The sequence below is a fragment of the Acinetobacter sedimenti genome (assembly GCF_022601685.1).
GTDB classification, from domain to species: Bacteria; Pseudomonadota; Gammaproteobacteria; order Pseudomonadales; family Moraxellaceae; genus Acinetobacter; species Acinetobacter sedimenti.
Map to the genome: position 1 here is coordinate 31,524 of NZ_JAKUML010000012.1, position 20,383 is coordinate 51,906.

Annotated in this window: 15 protein-coding genes; 11 read left to right on the forward strand and 4 right to left on the reverse strand. The window is 42.8% G+C overall.

The annotated features are described in order from the left end of the window. Positions 1-20: 20 nt before the first annotated feature. Positions 21-1,508 (reverse strand): tRNA (N6-isopentenyl adenosine(37)-C2)-methylthiotransferase MiaB, encoded by a 1,488-nt coding sequence (gene miaB, locus MKI79_RS08525; protein ID WP_241572079.1) that lies wholly within the window; start codon positions 1,506-1,508, stop codon positions 21-23. A gap of 396 nt (positions 1,509-1,904) precedes the next feature. On the opposite strand from miaB, the gene MKI79_RS08530 reads away from it, so the two are divergent. The 7 genes from MKI79_RS08530 (at position 1,905) to adeC (ending at position 12,836) form a co-directional block, all read left to right on the forward strand. Continuing rightward, entirely contained in the window at positions 1,905-3,905 is a 2,001-nt protein-coding gene (locus tag MKI79_RS08530) for a lytic transglycosylase domain-containing protein (RefSeq protein WP_241572082.1), read from the forward strand. A 34-nt stretch (positions 3,906-3,939) separates the two neighbouring features. After that, positions 3,940-4,632, forward strand: coding sequence for a ribonuclease T2 family protein (locus tag MKI79_RS08535; protein WP_241572084.1), 693 nt, complete (start codon positions 3,940-3,942; stop codon positions 4,630-4,632). A 279-nt stretch (positions 4,633-4,911) separates the two neighbouring features. Next, a complete protein-coding gene (locus MKI79_RS08540; RefSeq protein WP_241572087.1) occupies positions 4,912-5,898 on the forward strand; it encodes a malate dehydrogenase in 987 nt (328 codons plus the stop codon). 294 nt (positions 5,899-6,192) lie between these two features. Beyond that, positions 6,193-6,804, forward strand: a complete 612-nt coding sequence (locus MKI79_RS08545) for a phosphatase PAP2 family protein (RefSeq protein WP_241572090.1) — start codon at positions 6,193-6,195, stop codon at positions 6,802-6,804. A 57-nt stretch (positions 6,805-6,861) separates the two neighbouring features. Beyond that, positions 6,862-8,172 (forward strand): efflux RND transporter periplasmic adaptor subunit, encoded by a 1,311-nt coding sequence (locus MKI79_RS08550; protein WP_241572093.1) that lies wholly within the window; start codon positions 6,862-6,864, stop codon positions 8,170-8,172. 70 nt (positions 8,173-8,242) lie between these two features. Beyond that, positions 8,243-11,368 carry an efflux RND transporter permease subunit gene (locus tag MKI79_RS08555; RefSeq protein ID WP_407651611.1) on the forward strand — a complete coding sequence of 1,042 codons (3,126 nt, stop codon included), beginning with the start codon at positions 8,243-8,245 and terminating at the stop codon, positions 11,366-11,368. Positions 11,369-11,372: 4 nt separating this feature from the next. Further along, positions 11,373-12,836 carry an AdeC/AdeK/OprM family multidrug efflux complex outer membrane factor gene (adeC, locus tag MKI79_RS08560; protein ID WP_241572099.1) on the forward strand — a complete coding sequence of 488 codons (1,464 nt, stop codon included), beginning with the start codon at positions 11,373-11,375 and terminating at the stop codon, positions 12,834-12,836. 87 nt (positions 12,837-12,923) lie between these two features. Here the strand turns inward: adeC and MKI79_RS08565 are convergent, their stop codons facing one another. The 3 genes from MKI79_RS08565 to glnL form a co-directional block, all read right to left on the reverse strand. Further along, the gene (locus MKI79_RS08565) at positions 12,924-13,556 is read right to left on the reverse strand and encodes an aminotransferase (RefSeq protein ID WP_241572103.1); all 633 of its coding nucleotides are present in this window, start codon (positions 13,554-13,556) and stop codon (positions 12,924-12,926) included. A 132-nt stretch (positions 13,557-13,688) separates the two neighbouring features. Next, positions 13,689-15,227 (reverse strand): nitrogen regulation protein NR(I), encoded by a 1,539-nt coding sequence (gene glnG / locus MKI79_RS08570; RefSeq protein WP_241572115.1) that lies wholly within the window; start codon positions 15,225-15,227, stop codon positions 13,689-13,691. After that, positions 15,224-16,324 (reverse strand): nitrogen regulation protein NR(II), encoded by a 1,101-nt coding sequence (gene glnL / locus MKI79_RS08575; protein ID WP_241572118.1) that lies wholly within the window; start codon positions 16,322-16,324, stop codon positions 15,224-15,226. Before glnL ends, glnG begins: the two co-directional genes overlap by 4 nt. A gap of 454 nt (positions 16,325-16,778) precedes the next feature. Here glnL and rimO point away from each other — a divergent pair, with 454 nt between their 5' ends. From rimO to uppS, 4 genes are all read left to right on the forward strand, one after another. Further along, the gene (rimO, locus tag MKI79_RS08580; protein ID WP_241572122.1) at positions 16,779-18,119 is read left to right on the forward strand and encodes a 30S ribosomal protein S12 methylthiotransferase RimO; all 1,341 of its coding nucleotides are present in this window, start codon (positions 16,779-16,781) and stop codon (positions 18,117-18,119) included. Between the two features lie 71 nt (positions 18,120-18,190). Beyond that, on the forward strand, positions 18,191-18,916 hold the full coding sequence (gene pyrH / locus MKI79_RS08585; RefSeq protein ID WP_241572124.1) for a UMP kinase: 726 nt from the start codon (positions 18,191-18,193) through the stop codon (positions 18,914-18,916). 134 nt (positions 18,917-19,050) lie between these two features. Then, positions 19,051-19,605, forward strand: a complete 555-nt coding sequence (gene frr / locus MKI79_RS08590) for a ribosome recycling factor (RefSeq protein WP_241572126.1) — start codon at positions 19,051-19,053, stop codon at positions 19,603-19,605. A gap of 25 nt (positions 19,606-19,630) precedes the next feature. Beyond that, on the forward strand, positions 19,631-20,380 hold the full coding sequence (gene uppS / locus MKI79_RS08595) for a polyprenyl diphosphate synthase (RefSeq protein WP_241572223.1): 750 nt from the start codon (positions 19,631-19,633) through the stop codon (positions 20,378-20,380). Positions 20,381-20,383: the final 3 nt, after the last annotated feature.

Here is a 20,383-nt window from a genome sequence, read left to right on the forward strand (position 1 = left end):
GGATGGCGTATGCCTATACATTACGCCACGACCGACTCAAGATTCAAGAGTTTTCCATAAACAAAATTTAAAGTTTTGATTTCAGTGATTTCCACTTCGGCAAATTGACCAATCCAATCCGCTGAACCTTCAAAACTCACGAGGCGAGTATTGTCCGCAGTACCAACGAGCATATGTGGGTGATGATCAGATACTTTTTCGATCAAAACACGTTCGGTACGACCAAGCATGGCATCTGTTTTATCAATGCTCGATTGTTTAATGACTTTTTGGATTTCGGCAAGACGTGCTTTTTTCACCAATTCAGGCGTGTCATCAGGTAATTCAGACGCAGGTGTGCCTGGGCGTTTTGAATAGATAAAACTATAAGAATGATCAAAGTCTAAATCTTTGATGAATTGTAAAGTTTCTTGATAGTTTTGATCAGTTTCACCAGGGAAGCCAATGATAAAGTCACTGGAGAGGTGCATATCAGGGCGAATGGCACGTAGTTTGGCGATTTTATCAATATAGACATCAATGGTGTGATTGCGTTTCATGGCTTTGAGCACATCATTCGAGCCACTTTGTACAGGTAAGTGCAAATGTGAAACCATTTGTGGTAAATCACGATAGCATTCGATGAGTTCTTTTGAAAACTCAAGCGGATGTGAAGTGGTGTAGCGAATACGTCCAATACTTGGAATAGCAGCCACCAGACGAATCAAATCAGCAAATGTGCAAATCTCACCTTCAAAAGTTTCACCACGATAGCCATTCACGTTCTGCCCAAGCAAGTTGACTTCACGTACACCTTTTTCAGCCAAAGTGGCAATTTCTGCAAGCACATCATCTAGTGGACGAGAAACTTCTTCACCGCGTGTATAAGGGACGACGCAGAATGAACAATATTTTGAACAGCCTTCCATGATTGATACAAAAGCTTTAAAGCCCTCGACACGAGGCTCAGGTAAAAAGTCAAACTTCTCAATATCTGGAAATGAAATATCAACCAATTTAATCTTTTCGGATTTTGGTTTTTCGATCTGTTCATGATGTTGATCAAGCATTTGCGGTAGGCGGTGCAGGGTTTGTGGTCCAAATACCATATCAACATACGGCGCACGTTTCTGAATGGTGTCGCCTTCTTGCGAAGCCACACAACCACCGACACCGATGATCAAATCAGGGTTTTGTTCTTTGAGTTTGCGCCAACGACCAAGTTCGCTAAAGACTTTTTCTTGCGCTTTTTCACGGATTGAGCAGGTATTCATCAACAGAATATCTGCTTCATTTGGATCTGTGGTGAGCACATAACCATGCGAATCACCGAGAAGATCTGCCATACGATGACTGTCATACTCATTCATCTGACATCCTTGTGTTTCGATATAGAGCTTTTTCACCAAAGTATCTTGGAAATCAGCTTGATCAAAACTAGCTTGAACGAGATCAGCAGGATGCGATGGCTGGGATACAGTTTTTTCTGTGGCAGCACGTGCAGTAGGAATGAAGGTTTGAACCGTCATGAAGGTTTGAATCCTCTATCAAATATGAAAACATCTCAACAAAATGTTAAGTAACTTCCACATTAAAAAATGAAAGGCGCATATTCTAGCAGTTTATTTTGGTTTAGGCTGTTCGGGATTAAATTTTTTGTAATAAACGGCGCATTTAAAGGATAAGAATTTACATAACACTAAAACAATTTGATCTGTCGCTGTTTTAGAATGGCATTGATTTGTGATATCGAGTTGAATGATTCAGCGTTAATCTTTTTGAGATTGAATTCAACCTCATATCGACCATATTTAACCAAACAAAAGCCTAAACAGGCAACTAACCATGCAAATGACTAAATATGAGAAGTGAATTTTTTATAATTTAGTGATTGATTAAGTGAATGATTTTAGGAATCCCCATTGATGCGTAATACAGACTTAGATTTTTTTTCAGGTAAAAATCGAAGTGGTTTGGCTTTAGGTTTAACTTGTAAGCTGTCTATTCAAAGTCTTGTGATTGCGACTATTGCGGGTTGTGGTAATACGCCAAGTGAAGCATCAGATGAAATGTTTAGGGAAGCGTTTCGTGTCAGTAGTAGTGGTAATGTTGCATTATTAGATCAATATCAGCATGCCATGCAGGACAGTGTACTGTCGTACTATCCTGAATATTGGAAACTCAATCAAAACCTTGCTTTACAACCCTCAGCAACGATCGTTTCTTTTGCACGTCGTTATCCCCAATCGGCAATGGCAGAAAAGCTTTCAGCAGATTATGTCGAAGAAAAAGTACGAGCAGGTGATTTTGCCTCTGCAGCGCCTGTACTGAGTTATGTGACGAATGCTGATGATGCAGAAGCGTGCGCTATAGCGCAAGTACGTGCACGAACAGGTGATTCGCTAGTTTTAGCAGAGTTTAAGAATAAAGTGTGGCTCACCACAGACTCACAACCTGAGTCATGTAATGGCTTGGCGAGAATCATGCTCGATAGCCCGTTGATGACCAGTCAAGATCGAAAGCAACGCTTATTTACCATGCTTCGTGCGGGCAACTCTGGGCATGCTTTTGCTATGGCAAATAAAATGGGTGCACCATTGTCGTTAACACAGATGAACCAAATTCAAGCTAATCCGATGGGTTATTTATTGTCGGCGCCAAAAGTGATTGCGCAAGATCATGCTTATCTCATTTTTGCTTTAGGTCGATTGGCGGATAGTGATTTGAATAATGCAATCTCGATGGTGGATCGTTTGGCGCAAGGCGTACCAGAAGATGTGCAAAAATATTTGTATCGCACCGTGGCATATATCGGCGGAACGACAGTTTTAAAGAATAATTTTAATGCAGTATTGCCGAGTTATTTTGATAAGAGTTATGGTTTTCCATTTAGCCCTGAAGAAGCGGAAATCTATGCACGTCAGAGTATTCGCTTTGGTAAATGGGAAGGTGTGATTCGTGCGATTGATGCGATGACCGATCAGCAAAAGCAAGAATCTCGTTGGAAGTATTGGCTTGCACGTGCCAGCGAGCAACGTGGCGATGCGCAAAGTAAAGCTTATGCGCAACAGGTCTATCAAAAAATTGCTACGCAAGATGATTATCATGGCCTGCTTGCTAAGGCACGTTTAAAGCAAAATTACTCAAGTTTTCCAGAGGCGTATCAGCCAACCACCAGTGATTTTTCACGTCTTACCAAAGATGTGCATTTCCAACGTGCATTTGCACTGCGAAATATCGATGCGCCTGAAAACTATATCAATCGTGAATGGAACTGGGCGGTACGCCAAGCCTATCTGAAACATGATGATGGTTTGATCTTGGCAGCAGCGAAGCGTGCTACCGATATGGGTTGGTATGATCGTGCAATCTATGCAGCGGATCGTACAGAGAAGCGTCATAATTATGCACTTCGCTATCCAACACCGTATCAATCCACTGTGGTGAATTATAGTAATTCAGTGAGTATTAACCCTGCATGGGCATATGGTTTGATGCGTCAAGAAAGTCGTTTTAATGTGGGAGCTCGCTCGCATGTTGGCGCAGGTGGATTGATGCAGATCATGCCTGATACGGCACGTCTAGTCGCAAGGCAGATGGGTGAAAGTTACGATAGCGGTGCATTATCGAATATGAATACGAATATCCGCTATGGCACCTATTATCTCAGTATGATTCAAGGTCAGCTCAATGGTCATCCAGTCTTAGCGACTGCAGGCTACAATGCAGGACCGAATCGTGCGCGTCGTTGGCAACCGAGTATTCAAAATCTTGATGCAGATCAATATGCGGAGTCTGTACCAATCTTAGAAACACGGGATTACGTCAAGCATGTCATGGAAAATGCGATGCACTATGGCGTGGTCTTAGGGCAGGGTAATCAGTCGATTAATCGGCTGATGTACCCAATACCACAGCAGTTTTAATGTGGTGTGATGCCTTATGAAGATGATAGATAATATGCAACGTTATCATGATTTGAATTACTCAATATTCGACGTTATTAGAGCTGTGATCCCGAGTATATTTCGGTTCGGTGGTGCGTTTCTGTTTATCATCCTTTTATCGCATGCATCTAGTGTCTATGCTGCACCGAAAAGCTATGTTTTGCATGTAGAACTCTCACCAGCGGTCTGTCAAATCGATGCATCACAAAAGCGAACACGACAATGTTTGGAGGGATATTCGCTGACTGTTTTGGGTTTATTTCCTGAAGGTGTCGATACCAGTCGTTGTGAAACATCAAGTGCTGTCAATTTATCCCCAATACAAAAGCGTGTGCTGATGCGCTTAATCCCTGATGAGGCGTCACAAGCACGTCTTTGGCGATCGGTCGGCGGATGTGTGTCGATGAATGCAAGCCAATATTTCCGTAAAGTTGTCGCATTCGCAGAACAGTTAAAAATTCCTTCAGAAGTAACATCACCGACGACAATTCGAGTGAGCCGATCAAAAGTTGAAAATCAGTTTTATCGACTCAACTCTGGACTGAGTTATTCAAGTTTAAAGATGGGTTGTCGTGGTGAAGGTGGGGTATCCAATCTTCTGACTGATGTCGAAGTTTGCTATCGTTCAAATGGCAAGTACCAAGCCTGTCAAATCCAACAACGGAGCACCTGTCCATCTCAAGTGTTAATTAAAGGCTCTTATTAAAAGTTTCGGACAGATTCGATATTTGATGTGTCAGCCTTTTACACATTCATTTCAAATTTCACGCACCCATTTCAAAAGTCTTTTTTTATACAAATAACGGATCGTTTTGATTTTTTATTACAACTTTTGTTGAAAGTCATTGTCTTTTAGATGCAAGAAAACTGTGGATAGAGTACAATCTCGCCCGTTTATAAAATTTAAGATTAACAAGAAACGACCATATCCGATAAGGTCAATTCTTAATCCGTGTGAACGAACCTCTCAATTGGAGATAATTACATGAAGCAAGCAGTTCGTGTTGCCGTTACAGGCGCAGCTGGTCAAATTGGTTATAGCTTATTATTCCGTATCGCAAGCGGTGAGATGCTAGGTAAAGATCAACCTGTTATTTTACAATTGCTTGAGATCCCAGTTGAGAAAGCTCAACAAGCGCTTAAAGGCGTAATGATGGAGCTTGATGACTGTGCATTCCCATTGTTGGCGGGTATGGTTGGTACTGACGATCCTAAAGTTGCATTCAAAGATGCTGACTATGCGTTGTTAGTGGGTTCACGTCCACGTGGTCCAGGTATGGAACGTGCCGATCTTCTTAAAGTCAATGGTGAAATCTTCATCGGTCAAGGTCAAGCTTTGAATGAAGTTGCTAGCCGTGACGTGAAAGTATTGGTTGTAGGTAACCCTGCAAATACAAATGCGTATATCGCAATGAAATCTGCACCAGATCTTCCAGCGAAGAACTTCACTGCAATGCTTCGTCTTGACCACAACCGTGCTTTGACGCAAGTTGCGCAAAAAGCAGGTGTTGCGGTTGCTGACATCGAAAACATGACGGTTTGGGGTAACCACTCTCCAACCATGTATGCAGATTACCGTTTTGCACATGTAAATGGCGAAAGCTTGAAAGACAAAATCAACGATGCGGTTTGGAACAAAGACGTATTCTTGCCGACTGTTGGTAAGCGTGGTGCGGCGATCATCGAAGCACGTGGTTTGTCATCTGCTGCATCTGCTGCAAATGCTGCGATCGATCACATGCGTGATTGGGCGCTTGGCACAAATGGCAAATGGGTAACTATGGGTATTCCTTCTGACGGATCATATGGCATCCCTGAAGGCGTAATGTTCGGTTTCCCTGTGACTTGTGAAAATGGCGAATATAAGATCGTTGAAGGTCTTGAGATCGACGAATTTAGCCGTGAGCGTATCAACTTCACTTTGAATGAGTTGGAAGAAGAGCGTGCAGCAGTTGCTGACATGGTGAACTAATTTTGATGGTTTGAATTGTTTGATCTGTTAGGGTAGGTCGTCAACAAATTCAATCAGCTTGATTAGTAAGAAGTAGGGCATCCAAAAGGATGCTCTATTTTTTTGTTTAAACTCTACGAAGTTAAATATTTCACAAAAAATATAAAATATACAAAATTGGTCGGATGTATTTGTTATTTTGGAAAGGGAATACTTGAAAAAAAGTGTACTGATCAGTACACTTTGTGTCGGGTCGATATGGACATGAGACATCTGTCTGTAAAATTTGTGCGATAAAATACAAGTAGATTGCATATGTTATTGATTTTTATATTACTTGTTTTGTTTTTAATTGCACTGATGCTGATGGTGTTTTTTGATCCGCATAATGCTTTTGATCAATATCTTATGGCATGGGTTCAGCAGTATGATGTAAGTATTCTGGAGCGTAGTGCTGTGCTACTTGCATATATTGGTAGTCTATATGGGACTGCGCTGATTGCATTTTTGTTATTGGTCTATTCTTTGGTTCAACACAAGACAAAGCAAGCGTTGATATTGGTATCAGGTTTTGCTTCGACTGTGGTTGTGACGTGGTTGCTTAAATGGTTATTTGCACGACCAAGACCTGATGTCCTTCATGGGACTTTGGTTGAAACCTATGGTAGTGCTTTTCCGAGTGCGCATAGTGCTTATGCTGCGATGATTGCGGTGATGTTCGTCGTGGTACTCGGATCAAATCGAATCGTGAAATATTGGATATTGGGTATTGCTGTACTTTGGGCATTATTGATGGGATGGTCTAGAGTCTATATTAATGCGCATTATCCAACAGATGTATTGGCAGGGTGGATCATTGCAGTTTTGATGATGTTTTTCTCTGCTTGGTGGATGAACAAATTTTTTATGAAACAACAATTTGTATGAATTAAACATACATATTGTTTTGTTTATTATTGGCTTTATTAGTTTAGAGGTGAATAAATGAGAACGGCAAAAAATTGGGCACCTGTGCTCAGTGCATGTACCTTAGCCGTAACACTGGCCTTGGTTGGTTGTAGTAAAGATTCTGAACAAGCCGCACAAGGTGCTGCCGCTCAGCAAATGCCTCCTGCACAAGTGGGTGTGATCGTTGCACAGCCACAGAGTGTTGAAAATGTGGTGGAGATGACAGGTCGTACATCGGCATATCAAATCTCTGAAGTTCGCCCACAAGCCAGTGGTGTGATCTTGAAGCGTTTGTTTACAGAAGGTAGTTATGTCCGCAGTGGACAAGCGCTCTATGAAATTGATGATCGTACCAATCGTGCGAGTGTCGATAATTATAAAGCTGCTGAGCGTCGTGCACAGGCAAACTTAAATGCGCTTCGTACCACTGAAGGACGTTATCGTCAGTTGGTTGGAAGCAATGCGGTATCGAAGCAAGAGTATGATGACATCGTTGCGCAAGTGCGTTTAGCAGAGGCTGATTTGGAAGCAGCTCGTGCGACATTGAAAAATGCACAAATCAACTTGGGCTATTCAACAGTGCGTGCGCCGATCTCGGGTCAAACAGGTCGTTCTTCTGTGACAGCAGGTGCTTTAGTTACTGCAGGTCAGGCTGATCCATTGGTCAAGATTCAACAGCTTGATCCGATCTATGTCGATATTAGCCAATCGAGTGCTGAGCTTCTACGCTTGCGTCAAGGCATGAAAAATGGCGCCCTTGATCAAAGTAATAACACCAAAGTGAAGCTCAAGCTTGAAGATGGCAGTATGTACCCGATCGAAGGTAACTTGGCATTCTCTGATGCAAGTGTTGACCCTGAAACTGGTTCGGTGACACTGCGTGCAGTATTCGCAAATCCAAATCAATTGCTCTTACCGGGTATGTTTGCGACTGCGCAAGTGGTGCAAGGCATTGTTCCGAATGCGTATCTTGTCCCTCAGGTTGCGGTATCACGCACTCCAACTGGGTCTGCGCAAGTGATGGTTGTCAATGCTGAAAACAAAGTTGAAACGCGTACTGTTGAAACGGTCGGCATGAAAGATCAGCAATGGGTTGTGACCAAAGGTTTAACTGTGGGTGACAAGATCATCGTCGAAGGTGTGGCAAAAGTGAAAGAAGGACAAGATGTGAAACCAAGTCCTTACAATCCAAATGCGCAAAAATCTGATGCTCAGCAAGGTGCGGGCGCTGCTCAAGGGCAAGCTAAACCTGAAGCGAAATCAGATGCTCAGCCAACAGCTGAAGCTGAAAAAGCACCATCGAAGCAAGCCACTGAAACTGAACAAACAACTACTTCAAATACATAAGGGGTGGTGTTAAATGGCTAAGTATTTTATTCATCGCCCGATCTTTGCGTGGGTGATTGCGCTCATCATCATGCTGGCAGGGATCATGACCTTAACAGGCATGCCGATAGCACAGTATCCAACGATCGCAGCACCAACCGTGACAATTACAGCGACTTATCCAGGTGCTTCGGCATCTACTGTTGAAAATACAGTGACGCAAATTATTGAAAAGCAAATGAATGGCTTGGATGGTTTGCGCTATATGTCTTCAAATAGTGCCAACAATGGTCAAGCGACAATTCAGCTGAATTTTGAACAGGGTGTAGATCCTGATATTGCACAAGTTCAAGTGCAGAACAAATTGCAATCTGCAACAGCTTTACTTCCTGCAGATGTACAACGTCAAGGTGTGACGGTGAGCAAAGGTGGTGGTAGCTTTTTACAGGTTATTGCATTTTATTCGCCTGATGGTTCTTTGACGGATTCAGACATTAAAGATTATGTGAATTCGAATCTGTCTGATTCGTTGAGTCGTGTACAGGGTGTCGGTAGTATTCAAGTCTTTGGTGGTTCTTATGCGATGCGCATTTGGTTAGATCCTGCCAAGATGGCTAGCTTCCAGTTGAATCCATCGGATATTTCGGCAGCGATCAATGCACAAAATGCTCAGGTCGCTGTTGGACAACTTGGTGGTTCTCCTTCTGTGGAAGGACAGGCGATCAATGCGACCGTGACTGCACAAAGCTTGTTGCAAACCCCTGAAGAATTTGAAAATATCTTTTTGAAAAATGCGGGCAATGGTGCGCAAGTACGTATCAAAGATGTTGCACGTGTTGAGTTGGGTTCAGACAGTTATATGTTTGACTCTCGCTACAACGGCAAGCCTGCGGGTGGTATTGCAATCACACTGGCGACAGGTGCAAATGCGCTCGATACGGCTGAAGCGGTTGAGGAAAAGCTGACAGAGCTCCGTGCGAACTATCCAACGGGATTGAAAGACGATATTGCGTTTGATACCACACCATTCATCAAGCTATCGATTGAAAGTGTTGTTCATACGTTGGTCGAGGCAGTGGTCTTGGTATTTATCGTGATGTTCCTGTTCTTGCAGAACTGGCGTGCAACCATTATTCCCACACTTGCTGTACCTGTGGTGGTATTGGGAACTTTTGCCGTGATCAACATGTTTGGCTTTAGTATCAATACATTGACCATGTTTGCCATGGTATTGGCGATTGGTCTGTTGGTCGATGATGCCATCGTCGTCGTGGAAAACGTCGAGCGTGTCATGACCGAAGATCACAGTGATCCTGTGGCTGCGACTGAAAAGTCGATGGGGCAGATTACTGGCGCATTGATTGGTATTACCACTGTACTGGCAGCGGTATTTATTCCAATGTCATTCTTTGCAGGTTCTACGGGTGTGATTTACCGTCAGTTTGCATTGACGTTGGTGACAGCGATGGTATTGTCGTTGATCGTCGCTTTAACCTTTACACCTGCATTATGTGCAACAATCTTGAAGCAACATGATCCAAATAAACCGCAAAGTAATGGTTTCTTTGCACGATTCTTCCGTGGCTTTAATAATTGGTTTGATCGCACAGCTGGGCGTTATCAAAAAGCAGTTGCTTTCTTGACCAAGCGTTTGATTGTGCCGATTATTGGTTTTGTTGTGGTATGTGCCTTATTGTTTGTGAGTTATAAAAACTTACCAACAGGCTTCTTGCCTGATGAAGATCAAGGCGTGATTATTAGCTTGGTGCAGTTGCCACCAAATGCCTCACTTGATCGTACTATCGAAGTCAACACTAAAATGGAAGACTACTATCTTGGTCAAGAAAAAGATCATGTGCAATCAATCTTTACTGTTGCAGGCTTCTCTTTTACAGGGGTAGCACAAAATGCGGGTATCGGCTTTATTCGTTTGAAAGATTGGGAAGATCGTACCTCTGAAGAATCAAAAATTGGTGCGATTATTGGTCGTGCGATGGCACTGAATATGACCATTCCTGAAGCATCTTATGTCATGCCGATTCAGTTGCCATCAATGCCTGAGCTTGGTATTGCCTCGGGATTTAACATGCAATTGACTGCACTGAATGGTCAAAGTCATGAAGAGTTAATGAATGCACGAAATGCATTGCTGGGTATGGCTGCGCAAGATGAGCGTTTGACTGGTGTGCGTCCGAATGGTCAAGAAGATACGCCACAATACAAGATCAATATTGATCAAGCGCAAGCAGGTGCATTAGGTGTGAGCTTTGCTGACATCAATAGCACTATGGGTATTGCGTGGAGTGGCTCATATATCAATGACTTTATCGATCGTGGTCGTGTCAAGCGTGTCTACGTGCAAGGTGAGTCCGCATCTCGTATGATGCCTGAAGATTTAAATCAATGGTATGTCCGTAATGATCAAGGCGATATGATTGCGTTCTCAGCCTTTGCAACAGGTGAGTGGGCGTACGGTTCGCCACGTCTTGAGCGTTATAACGGTGTATCATCGGTGAACATTCAGGGTAGTCCAGCACCGGGTGTGAGCTCTGGTGATGCCATGCAAGCCATGCAAGAGATGGTGGATAAGCTGCCTGAAATGGGCATGGACGGCTATGCACTTGAATGGACAGGTCTATCACTTGAGGAACAAGAAGCGGGTAGTCAAGGGCCGATGCTCTATGCCTTGTCTTTATTGATTGTTTTCTTCTGTTTGGCAGCGTTGTATGAAAGTTGGTCGGTTCCATTCTCTGTACTCTTGGTTGTACCACTCGGTATTTTGGGTGCAGTTGGTTTGACCCTACTTGGTATGATGATCAAAGGCGATCCAAACTTATCCAACAACATCTATTTCCAAGTGGCGATGATTTCGGTGATTGGTTTGTCTGCGAAGAATGCCATTTTGATTGTTGAATTTGCCAAAGAGCTTCAAGAACAAGGTGAAGAACTCATCGAAGCGACTTTGCATGCGGCGAAAATGCGTTTGCGTCCAATCATCATGACAACCTTGGCATTTGGTTTTGGTGTATTGCCATTGGCACTCTCTAGCGGTGCAGGTGCAAACAGTCAGCACTCTGTTGGTTTTGGTGTACTTGGTGGTGTATTGACATCGACCTTCTTAGGCGTATTCTTTATCCCAGTCTTCTACGTGATCGTGCGTAGCATGTTTAAGTACAAAGCAAAACCAAAAGCTACCACAACCACAACACAGGAATAATGTCATGACAATGATGAATAGTATGATCGGACGAGGTTTTGCATTGACTGTATTGGCGGTATCACTGACTGCATGTCAAAGCATGAAGCCTGCTGTGCCTGCAGCAGAGCCAAATATTCCTGCGGAATATATGGCGCTCGCTCAAGATGGATCACAGTCGATTGCATCACAAGGTTATCGTGAATATTTTGCGGATGAACGTCTTGAGCAAGTGATCGCACTTGCTTTAGAAAACAACCGTGACTTACGCACAGCTGCACTGAATATTGAAAAGACACAATATCAATATCAAATCACTCGTAATAATCAGCTACCAACAGTTGGTGCGAGTGGTAGTGTAACTCGGCAAGAAACGGCAACTGCTCCAGATCCTTACACGACTTATAGTGCAGGGCTTGGGGTAACGGCATATGAACTTGATTTTTGGGGGCGTGTTGCAAGCCTAAAAGATGCTGCACTTGAAAGTTACTTTGCGACGCAAACCGCTCGTGATGCGACTCAGGTGGCATTGGTTGGACAGGTTGCGCAAGCATGGGCGGCGATTTCATTTGCAGAGCAAAACTTAAAGCTTGCAGAACAAACTTTAAAGGCACAACAAGAGTCTTATAACCTAAATAAGCGTCGTTTTGATGTTGGTTTAGACAGTGAGATTCCACTGCGTCAATCGCAAATTTCTGTAGAAACGGCTCGTGGCGATGTTGCGGGTTATAAGACAGAAGTTGCGCAGCAGAAAAATGCGTTGAATCTTTTGGTCGGGCAAACTGTACCCGATGGTCTATTGCCTGACAAAGCAGTGGTTCACATTACTGATAATCAAGTATTGAGTGCTGGCTTACCAAGTGAATTATTGGTTAATCGTCCTGACATTAAGTCTGCGGAATATCAACTACGTGCAGCAGGTGCCAACATTGGTGCGGCAAAAGCAAGATTATTCCCAACCATTAGTTTGACGGGTTCAGCGGGTTATGCTTCGACTGATCTAAGCGATTTATTTAAATCTGGTTCATTTGTTTGGAGTGTTGGTCCAAGTATTGACTTGCCAATCTTTGACTATGGTACTCGACGTGCCAATATCAAAATCTCTGAAGTCGATCAAAAGATTGCATTGTCTGACTATGAATCTACTGTACAGACTGCGTTCCGTGAAGTGAATGATGTGTTGGCAACACGTGCAAATATTGAAGATCGTATTGCAGCACAGCGTCGTTTAGTTGAAGCAACCAATAAGACTTATCAATTGTCACAAGCTCGCTACCGTGCAGGTTTGGATAATTATTTAACTGTATTGGATGCACAGCGTACAGCGTATTCTGCTGAACAGGGCTTGCTTGCTCTGCGTCAGGCGAATATCAACAGTCAGATTGAGTTGTATAAAACACTGGGTGGTGGGCTAACTGAAACCTCTACACAAGCGTCAACTCAAGTCGATGCGCCAAATGCAGATGCTACGCAAACCACTGTGAATTAATACTGCTTAATTTATATCTTATTGATATATTTGAAAAAGCGACCTGAGGGTCGCTTTTTTTATGGACATCTATTTTCAACTGGTGTTCTATTTGCTTAGAATAATCGCATCTTCATTGGTGTACATGGTTTCATCAGGAAAGCCGAGGTATTCGACTGTAACAACCATGCGATCTTGCTTTGGAATGCGAAACGCTTGCTTAATCGTCAATTTCGGCGCATAGCTTACAGCCTGCTGCGAGGTGCTTTTGTATGGGCTATCCTCCACAGTGTAGTCATAACGATATTCAGGCATGGTTTTTTCAGGGTCAGCCCAAGCAGGCACTTGTAACGTTTCTTCTTTTTCTACATTGATTTTGAAAATATTTGGATTGATTGGATAGAGTTTTTTTAATCGACGTGTAATTTTTTTGAGTTCACGTTCAAAAGGTACATCAGTGCCATCTGAGAAATAATCAATTTCCCCAGTCTTCGTTCGTGGATAGATGGATTTAACTTCGATCAATTGTTCAGGCTGAGCTGACTTAAAATCAAAATAATACAATTGAGGAAGTCTGCCACTGGCATCTTCATCATGTTTGAGAAGATAGAGTTTTTGATCTTTGGCTTCATAGCCCAGAAGCTCGATATATGATTTACCGCCAACCGTGGCAAAACTCACTGGCACTGTGAGAAGTACAGAGCCTAACCCTAAACAAATTTTAAAAATTAAATGTCGCATAAAAAAACCACCATGATTTGAACTTACTGTAAAAAGAAGCATCAGGTGGTTTTAGATTAATCATTTCATGATAAAAGAACAATGCGAAAATAGTGTGGTTTTAGTAGTTCACCTTAGGTCAAATGAAGTTGCTTAATCTTCATCATCACTACTATCCATGCCAAGCTCTTTCATTTTACGTGTCAAGGTATTGCGTCCCCAGCCAAGTAGCTCTGCGGCATGACGTTTACGACCACGGGTCTGATTCAGCGCTGCTAAGATCAGTGTCTTTTCGAACATTGGTGCAGCCACTTCGAGTATTTTCATCTCTCCATTTTGTAACTTTTCCAATGCCCATTGCTCAAGGAGCTGATCCCAAGTATGGTTTCCTGCATGACTCTGCATATCACTGTGCACATTCGCTTGCATATGACTAGTGGTATTTGGATTTGTACTTTGTGTATGAAAGCTAATGCTTGTATTCGTCAATGGCGTAGTTTCAAGACCACGCTGTTGTAATGGAATCTGACGTAGCTCAGTCGGTAGATCTTCAGGGTAGATTTCACGACCTGTAATCATTACAGTGAGCCAACGACAGGTATTCTCAAGTTGACGGACGTTACCCGGCCACGGCAATTGTTTGAGATAGTCTTTGGTTTCAGCTTTGAGAATTTTTGGACTAACGGCAAGTTCTTTGGCAGCACGTGCAAGGAAGTGTTCTGCAAGTTTTGGAATGTCTTCGCTACGATGTGCCAATTTTGGAATGTGAATACGAATCACATTTAAGCGATGATACAAATCCTCACGGAATTTGCCCGACTGTACTAAGCGTTCTAAATCTTGATGTGTTGCAGCGACGATACGGACATTGACCTTGACAGGAATGTGTCCGCCAACCCGATAAAACTCACCATCGGCGAGTACACGGAGTAAGCGAGTTTGGGTATCGAATGGCATATCGCCAATTTCATCTAAAAATAGCGTACCGCCATTGGCTTGTTCAAAGCGACCTTGACGTTGCGTGTTTGCCCCTGTAAACGCACCTTTTTCATGCCCAAACAATTCTGTTTCGATCAAATCTTTTGGAATCGCTGCCATATTCAAGGCAATGAATGGTTTGCTACTGCGAGGTGAGTGGCGATGTAGTGCATGAGCTACAAGTTCTTTACCTGTACCAGATTCACCATTAATCAATACGGTAATGTGTGACTGCGATAGGCGACCAATGGCACGAAACACTTCTTGCATCGCAGGAGATTCACCAATGATTTCAGTCGATGGTGGGGCAACTGGTACTTTGGCACTTTCTTGTTGTTGTAGCTTGGTGATGTGCAAAATTGCACGATTAACTAATGCCAATGCTTCATCAATATCAAAAGGTTTTGGTAAGTATTCAAACGCACCTGTTTGATAGCTTGATACAGCAGACTCTAGGTCAGAGTGTGCTGTCATGATGATCACAGGCAGGTCTGGGAATGAGTTTTTAACTTTAGATAGAAAGTTTAACCCATCCATACCGGGCATACGGATATCGGTGAGAATCACATCAGGTTGTGTATCAGTTAAATGATCAAGTGCAGATTGTGCTTCTTCATAACTTGTTACGTCAAAGCCTTCTTCCTTGAAGGTCTTTTCCAATACCCAGCGCATGGCACGGTCGTCATCAATGACCCAAATCTTGTGCTGTGTCATGTTCTATTCTCCCAAGGTAGATATAAGCTAAATATGGTTTGACCTGCTTCAGAGTGGCACTCGATCATGCCTTGATGTTGTCGCATAATGTTTTGCGCAATGCTGAGCCCAAGTCCTGTCCCATTGGCACGACCTGACACCATTGGATAAAAAACCGATTCTAAAATATCGGCAGGAATGCCTGGGCCATTGTCTTCAATATCGACTCGAACTGCACTGCGATGGTGCACGCCTTGAATGGTGACGAGGCGTTGTATTCGAGTTCGGAAAGTGAGCCGAGGAGTATCATTTTCATGGAAAAAATCGGCATTCTCAGTCATGGCTTGTACGGCATTGACACTGATGTTTAAAATTACCTGAATAAGCTGATCTCGATCGGCGATCACATCGGGCAAAGATAAGTCGTAGTCACGTTGCACTTTGATTTTATTTTTGGTTTGACTAAGTACGAGAGAGCGCACACGTTCTAATGGCTCATGAATATTGACTGGCTCGTAACTCGGCATTTGACGAGAGCCGAGCATGGTATCGGCGAGATTGCGAAGTCGGTCAACTTCATCAATGATGATGTCTGTATATTCTTTGATCTGCGCATCTTTGACATTACGACCAAGAAGCTGTGTTGCACCTCGAATGCCACCCAATGGATTCTTAATCTCATGTGCCACACCACGGATCAGCTGTCGTGCGATTTGATGTTGTTGAATATGGAGTTCTTCTTTAGAAATACGTAGTAAACGATCAATCTGTTGAAACTCAACCAATAAAGTTCCAGTTTTGTTGTTTGGTAATAAAGATACGGTGTAATCAACAAAGCGATCTTTGAGAGAAATATTGAGTAATGCTTCACGGTGAGTATAAGGCTGAGCGGTATCCAAAGTCTTTTGCAGAACTTCCTCAAGGCTAAATTGACTGTCTTCGCTCAGTTCAACTAAATGCTTTGCTCGCATGCCGTATGCACGTAAAAAGCTCATCTCAAACAAGCTTTCACATGCTGAGTTCATGTAATGCACTGTCAAATCTGCATTGAGCAACAATACGGCAGTGGTCATATGATCGACAATGGATCGGTAGTCTATATTGGTGCGCAAGTCCATATATTTATATGCCTAAGCTTTAAAATGGCGCAAAATCTGACTTGCCAAATAAAGCTAAATTTCTAAGTTATTGGGTATTAAGCAAGTTTCAAGCCAAGCTTTGTGATCCAGTGGAGCAATTGCAAAAACATGCACTAAAAGCTTTCGGTTGCGATGCTTGAGGTACCCAAAGTCTTTATGTTGGATCATGAAAAAGTATTTGCTGATCAATTTCAATGAATTAAAAGACTGGGTAAAATGGATTATATGCACAATTGTGGGGCGAAATATTAAAATTTATATTTTTGCACCAAAATAAATCATTTTTAGTGTAAGGAAATATAAAGTGCTTTCATCTGAGTTGAGCGTAATGGGTTAAAAACTGACTGTGGATTGTGTTTGATTGTTATTGTGTTGACTATTTTTCTTGGGCAAAACACCTTACAATATAGCGATTGTTTCGGAGTGTCTAGTCATGAAATCCCCAAAAGTAGGCTTTGTATCTTTAGGTTGTCCTAAGGCACTGGTTGATTCTGAGCGTATTTTGACTCAGCTGAAGACCGAAGGCTATGAAGTGGCACAGAATTATGATGGCGCAGACCTCGTAGTTGTGAATACGTGTGGATTTATCGAGTCGGCAGTTCTAGAGTCTTTAGATGCGATTGGTGAGGCGATTAGTGAAAATGGCAAAGTGATCGTCACAGGTTGTTTGGGTAAAGACGAAGCAAAAATCCGTGAGATGCACCCAAGTGTACTCAAAGTCACAGGTGCGGCAGCGTATCAAGATGTGATGGATGCAGTCCATCAATATGTCCCCCAACAGCCGAAACACAATCCTTTTGTCGATCTTGTCCCTGAGCAGGGCATTCGTCTGACACCGAAACATTATGCCTATTTAAAAATATCCGAAGGCTGTAATCATCGCTGTACCTTCTGCATTATTCCAAGTATGCGAGGTGATTTGGTATCACGTCCGATTAGTAGTGTGATGCAGGAAGCGCAAGCCTTGAAGCGTGCAGGTGTCAAAGAATTATTGGTCATTTCTCAAGATACTTCTGCTTATGGTGTCGATACCAAATACAAGCTCGACTTTTGGGATGGTCAGCCTTTAAAAACCAAATTTTATGATCTTTGCGAAGCACTCGGTCAGCTTGGGATTTGGGTGCGTTTGCATTATGTCTATCCGTATCCACACGTCGATGCAGCGATTGATCTGATGGCACAAGGTAAAATCTTGCCGTATTTAGATATTCCATTTCAACATGCGAGTCCAAGTGTATTAAAGGCGATGAAGCGCCCTGCACACAGTGAAAATACTTTGGATCGTATCAAAGCATGGCGTGAAAAATGCCCTGAACTGGTGATTCGCTCGACTTTTGTGGTGGGTTTTCCTGGAGAAACTGAAGAAGATTTTCAATATTTGCTCGATTGGCTGAAAGAAGCACAACTTGATCGTGTTGGCTGTTTTAAATATTCACCTGTAGAGGGTGCAACAGCGAACGATTTGCCAAATCATGTGCCAGAAGATATTCAGCAAGAGCGTTTTGAACGCTTTATGCAACTGCAACAAGAAATTTCATCACAGAAATTACAGCAACGTATTGGTAAAACCATGACGGTCTTAGTCGATGAACTGGAGGCAGAGTATCCGGTGGCAGTGGCTCGCTCGTATGCTGATGCGCCTGAGATTGATGGTAATGTTTTTGTCGAAGATATTGATCGTGATGCGATTAAGGCAGGCAATTTAATTCGAGTGAAAATTACTGATGCTGATGAATATGACTTGTTTGCCGAGCTGATTGAAGTCATTGCTTGATCGAATAGCATATGAATTAAAGTTTGAATTGATTTTTAGAAAAGTATACACATAAATTTTGGAGCCTGATCATGAGTGAAAAAAGTCCACGCTATACCCGTATTTTACTAAAGCTTTCTGGTGAGGCTTTGTCTGGAAATAAAGAAATGGGCATTGATGCCACTGTACTTGATCAAATGTCATTATCCATTGCGCATTTGGTTGGACTCGGTGTGCAGGTTGGTATCGTGGTTGGCGGTGGTAATCTCTACCGTGGTAGCCAATTGCAAAAAGATGGCTTGGTTGGTCGTGTCACAGGTGATCAAATGGGTATGCTTGCGACCGTTATGAATGGCTTGGCAATGCGTGATGCTTTGGTGCGTCGTAATATCAAAACTCGTCTGATGTCTGCGCTTGAGATCGGTACGGTGGTTGAACCGTATTCAAGTCGTGATGCGATTCGTCATCTGAATAATGGTGAAGTGTGTGTCTTTGTTGCAGGCACAGGCAATCCATTCTTTACTACAGATACCGCAGCCTGCTTACGTGGGATTGAGATTGAATCAAAATTGATCTTAAAAGCCACCAAAGTCGATGGTGTGTATAACAAAGATCCAAGCAAATATGATGATGCGGTGAAATACGATAGTTTGACGTTTGACCAAGTGCTTGATGAAAAACTCGGTGTGATGGACTTGACGGCGATCTGCTTATGTCGTGACCATGATGTCCCATTGCACGTCTTTGATATGAATAAATCAGGTGCATTGCTGTCAGTGGTGATGGGTGAAAATGAAGGTACGCGCGTTAGCAACTAAACTGAGCTTCAATCATTAAAATGATCACGCAGCATTTGCGGGTTTAAACAGATTGCCGAAAAGTGAAGCTACACTTTTCGGCAAAAATTCATTTATAATGATGCAATTTTTGAAAATTTGATACGGAATACAGCATGATTAATGACCTTAAAAAAGATGGCGAACAACGCATGCAAAAGAGCCTTGAATCATTAGAGCAAGGCTTTGCCAAAGTGCGTACAGGACGTGCGCATCCATCTATGCTCAATGGCGTTATGGTGCCGTATTATGGTTCAGACGTGCCGTTGAATCAGGTAGCGAGTGTTGGTTTGGATGATTCTCGAACTTTACTTGTACAGCCGTTTGAGAAAAATATGGTGTCTGCGGTGGATAAGGCGATTCGTGAAAGTGATTTGGGTTTAAACCCGATCTCTGCCGATGTGATTCGTGTGCCACTACCAGCACTCACTGAAGAAACTCGCCGTGATATGCAAAAGCTTGCACGTTCTGAAGCAGAAAATGCCAAAGTGGCGATTCGTAATATTCGCCGTGATGTATTGGGTGATGTGAAAGATTTATTGAAAGAAAAAGAAATTTCTGAAGATGACGAGCGTCGTGCAGGGGATGATATTCAGAAACTCACTGATAAATATGTTGCTGAAGTGGATAAGCGCTTAGCCGATAAAGAAGCGGAATTGATGCAGGTATAAGTTTTTGACTGTCACGATTCAACCGATGATTTCTGCGTCTACTCTGCCAAAGCATGTTGCCATTATTATGGATGGCAATAATCGCTATGGGAAACGCAATCATTTAGACTCGGGTGGTGGGCATCGCGCGGGTAAAGATCGGCTTGATCCGCTAGTGGAGCATTGTCGTGCGATTGGTATTCAATCCCTTACAGTGTTTGCTTTTTCCAGTGAAAATTGGAATCGTCCCGAGTCAGAAGTCGCTTTATTAATGCAACTTCTTGAAGAAACTGTCATAGAGCAAAAGCCGAGAATGATAAAGCATCAGATTGCCTTACGTTTTATTGGTGATCGTTCGAAACTTTCCGCACGTTTACAACAGCTAATGCTTGATGCAGAGCAAGAAACAGCACAATATACTGCGATGACCTTGACCATTGCGATTAGCTATGGTGGCATGTGGGATATGGTGCAGGCAGCAAAAAGCTTAGCGCAACAAGTGCAACAGAATCAGCTCACTCTTGACGAGATTGATGAGCACACTTTCCATCAACAAACCTGCTTAAATGATCTTGCGCCTGTAGATGTCTTGATCCGCACAGGCGGGGACTTTCGCTTATCTAATTTTTTATTATGGCAGACTGCTTATGCAGAGCTATTTTTTACAGAAACTTTATGGCCTGACTTTTCAGTGGAAGAGTTTGATCGAATTTTAAAAGACTTTGCACAGCGTGAACGTCGTTTTGGTAAAACTTCTGAGCAAGTGCAAGCCATCCAATATCATACTGAGAATTAAAAT

What these genes read in the sequence shown, in the direction of transcription:
- MKI79_RS08565 (WP_241572103.1), bottom strand. Translation starts at nt 13,556, where the DNA reads ATGCGACATTTAATTTTTAAAATTTGTTTAGGGTTAGGCTCTGTACTT.
- MKI79_RS08530 (WP_241572082.1), top strand. Translation starts at nt 1,905, where the DNA reads ATGCGTAATACAGACTTAGATTTTTTTTCAGGTAAAAATCGAAGTGGT.
- uppS (WP_241572223.1), top strand. Translation starts at nt 19,631, where the DNA reads ATGATTTCTGCGTCTACTCTGCCAAAGCATGTTGCCATTATTATGGAT.
- glnL (WP_241572118.1), bottom strand. Translation starts at nt 16,324, where the DNA reads ATGGACTTGCGCACCAATATAGACTACCGATCCATTGTCGATCATATG.
- glnG (WP_241572115.1), bottom strand. Translation starts at nt 15,227, where the DNA reads ATGACACAGCACAAGATTTGGGTCATTGATGACGACCGTGCCATGCGC.
- frr (WP_241572126.1), top strand. Translation starts at nt 19,051, where the DNA reads ATGATTAATGACCTTAAAAAAGATGGCGAACAACGCATGCAAAAGAGC.
- miaB (WP_241572079.1), bottom strand. Translation starts at nt 1,508, where the DNA reads ATGACGGTTCAAACCTTCATTCCTACTGCACGTGCTGCCACAGAAAAA.
- adeC (WP_241572099.1), top strand. Translation starts at nt 11,373, where the DNA reads ATGACAATGATGAATAGTATGATCGGACGAGGTTTTGCATTGACTGTA.
- rimO (WP_241572122.1), top strand. Translation starts at nt 16,779, where the DNA reads ATGAAATCCCCAAAAGTAGGCTTTGTATCTTTAGGTTGTCCTAAGGCA.
- MKI79_RS08555 (WP_407651611.1), top strand. Translation starts at nt 8,243, where the DNA reads ATGCTGGCAGGGATCATGACCTTAACAGGCATGCCGATAGCACAGTAT.
- MKI79_RS08545 (WP_241572090.1), top strand. Translation starts at nt 6,193, where the DNA reads ATGTTATTGATTTTTATATTACTTGTTTTGTTTTTAATTGCACTGATG.
- MKI79_RS08540 (WP_241572087.1), top strand. Translation starts at nt 4,912, where the DNA reads ATGAAGCAAGCAGTTCGTGTTGCCGTTACAGGCGCAGCTGGTCAAATT.
- MKI79_RS08550 (WP_241572093.1), top strand. Translation starts at nt 6,862, where the DNA reads ATGAGAACGGCAAAAAATTGGGCACCTGTGCTCAGTGCATGTACCTTA.
- pyrH (WP_241572124.1), top strand. Translation starts at nt 18,191, where the DNA reads ATGAGTGAAAAAAGTCCACGCTATACCCGTATTTTACTAAAGCTTTCT.
- MKI79_RS08535 (WP_241572084.1), top strand. Translation starts at nt 3,940, where the DNA reads ATGCAACGTTATCATGATTTGAATTACTCAATATTCGACGTTATTAGA.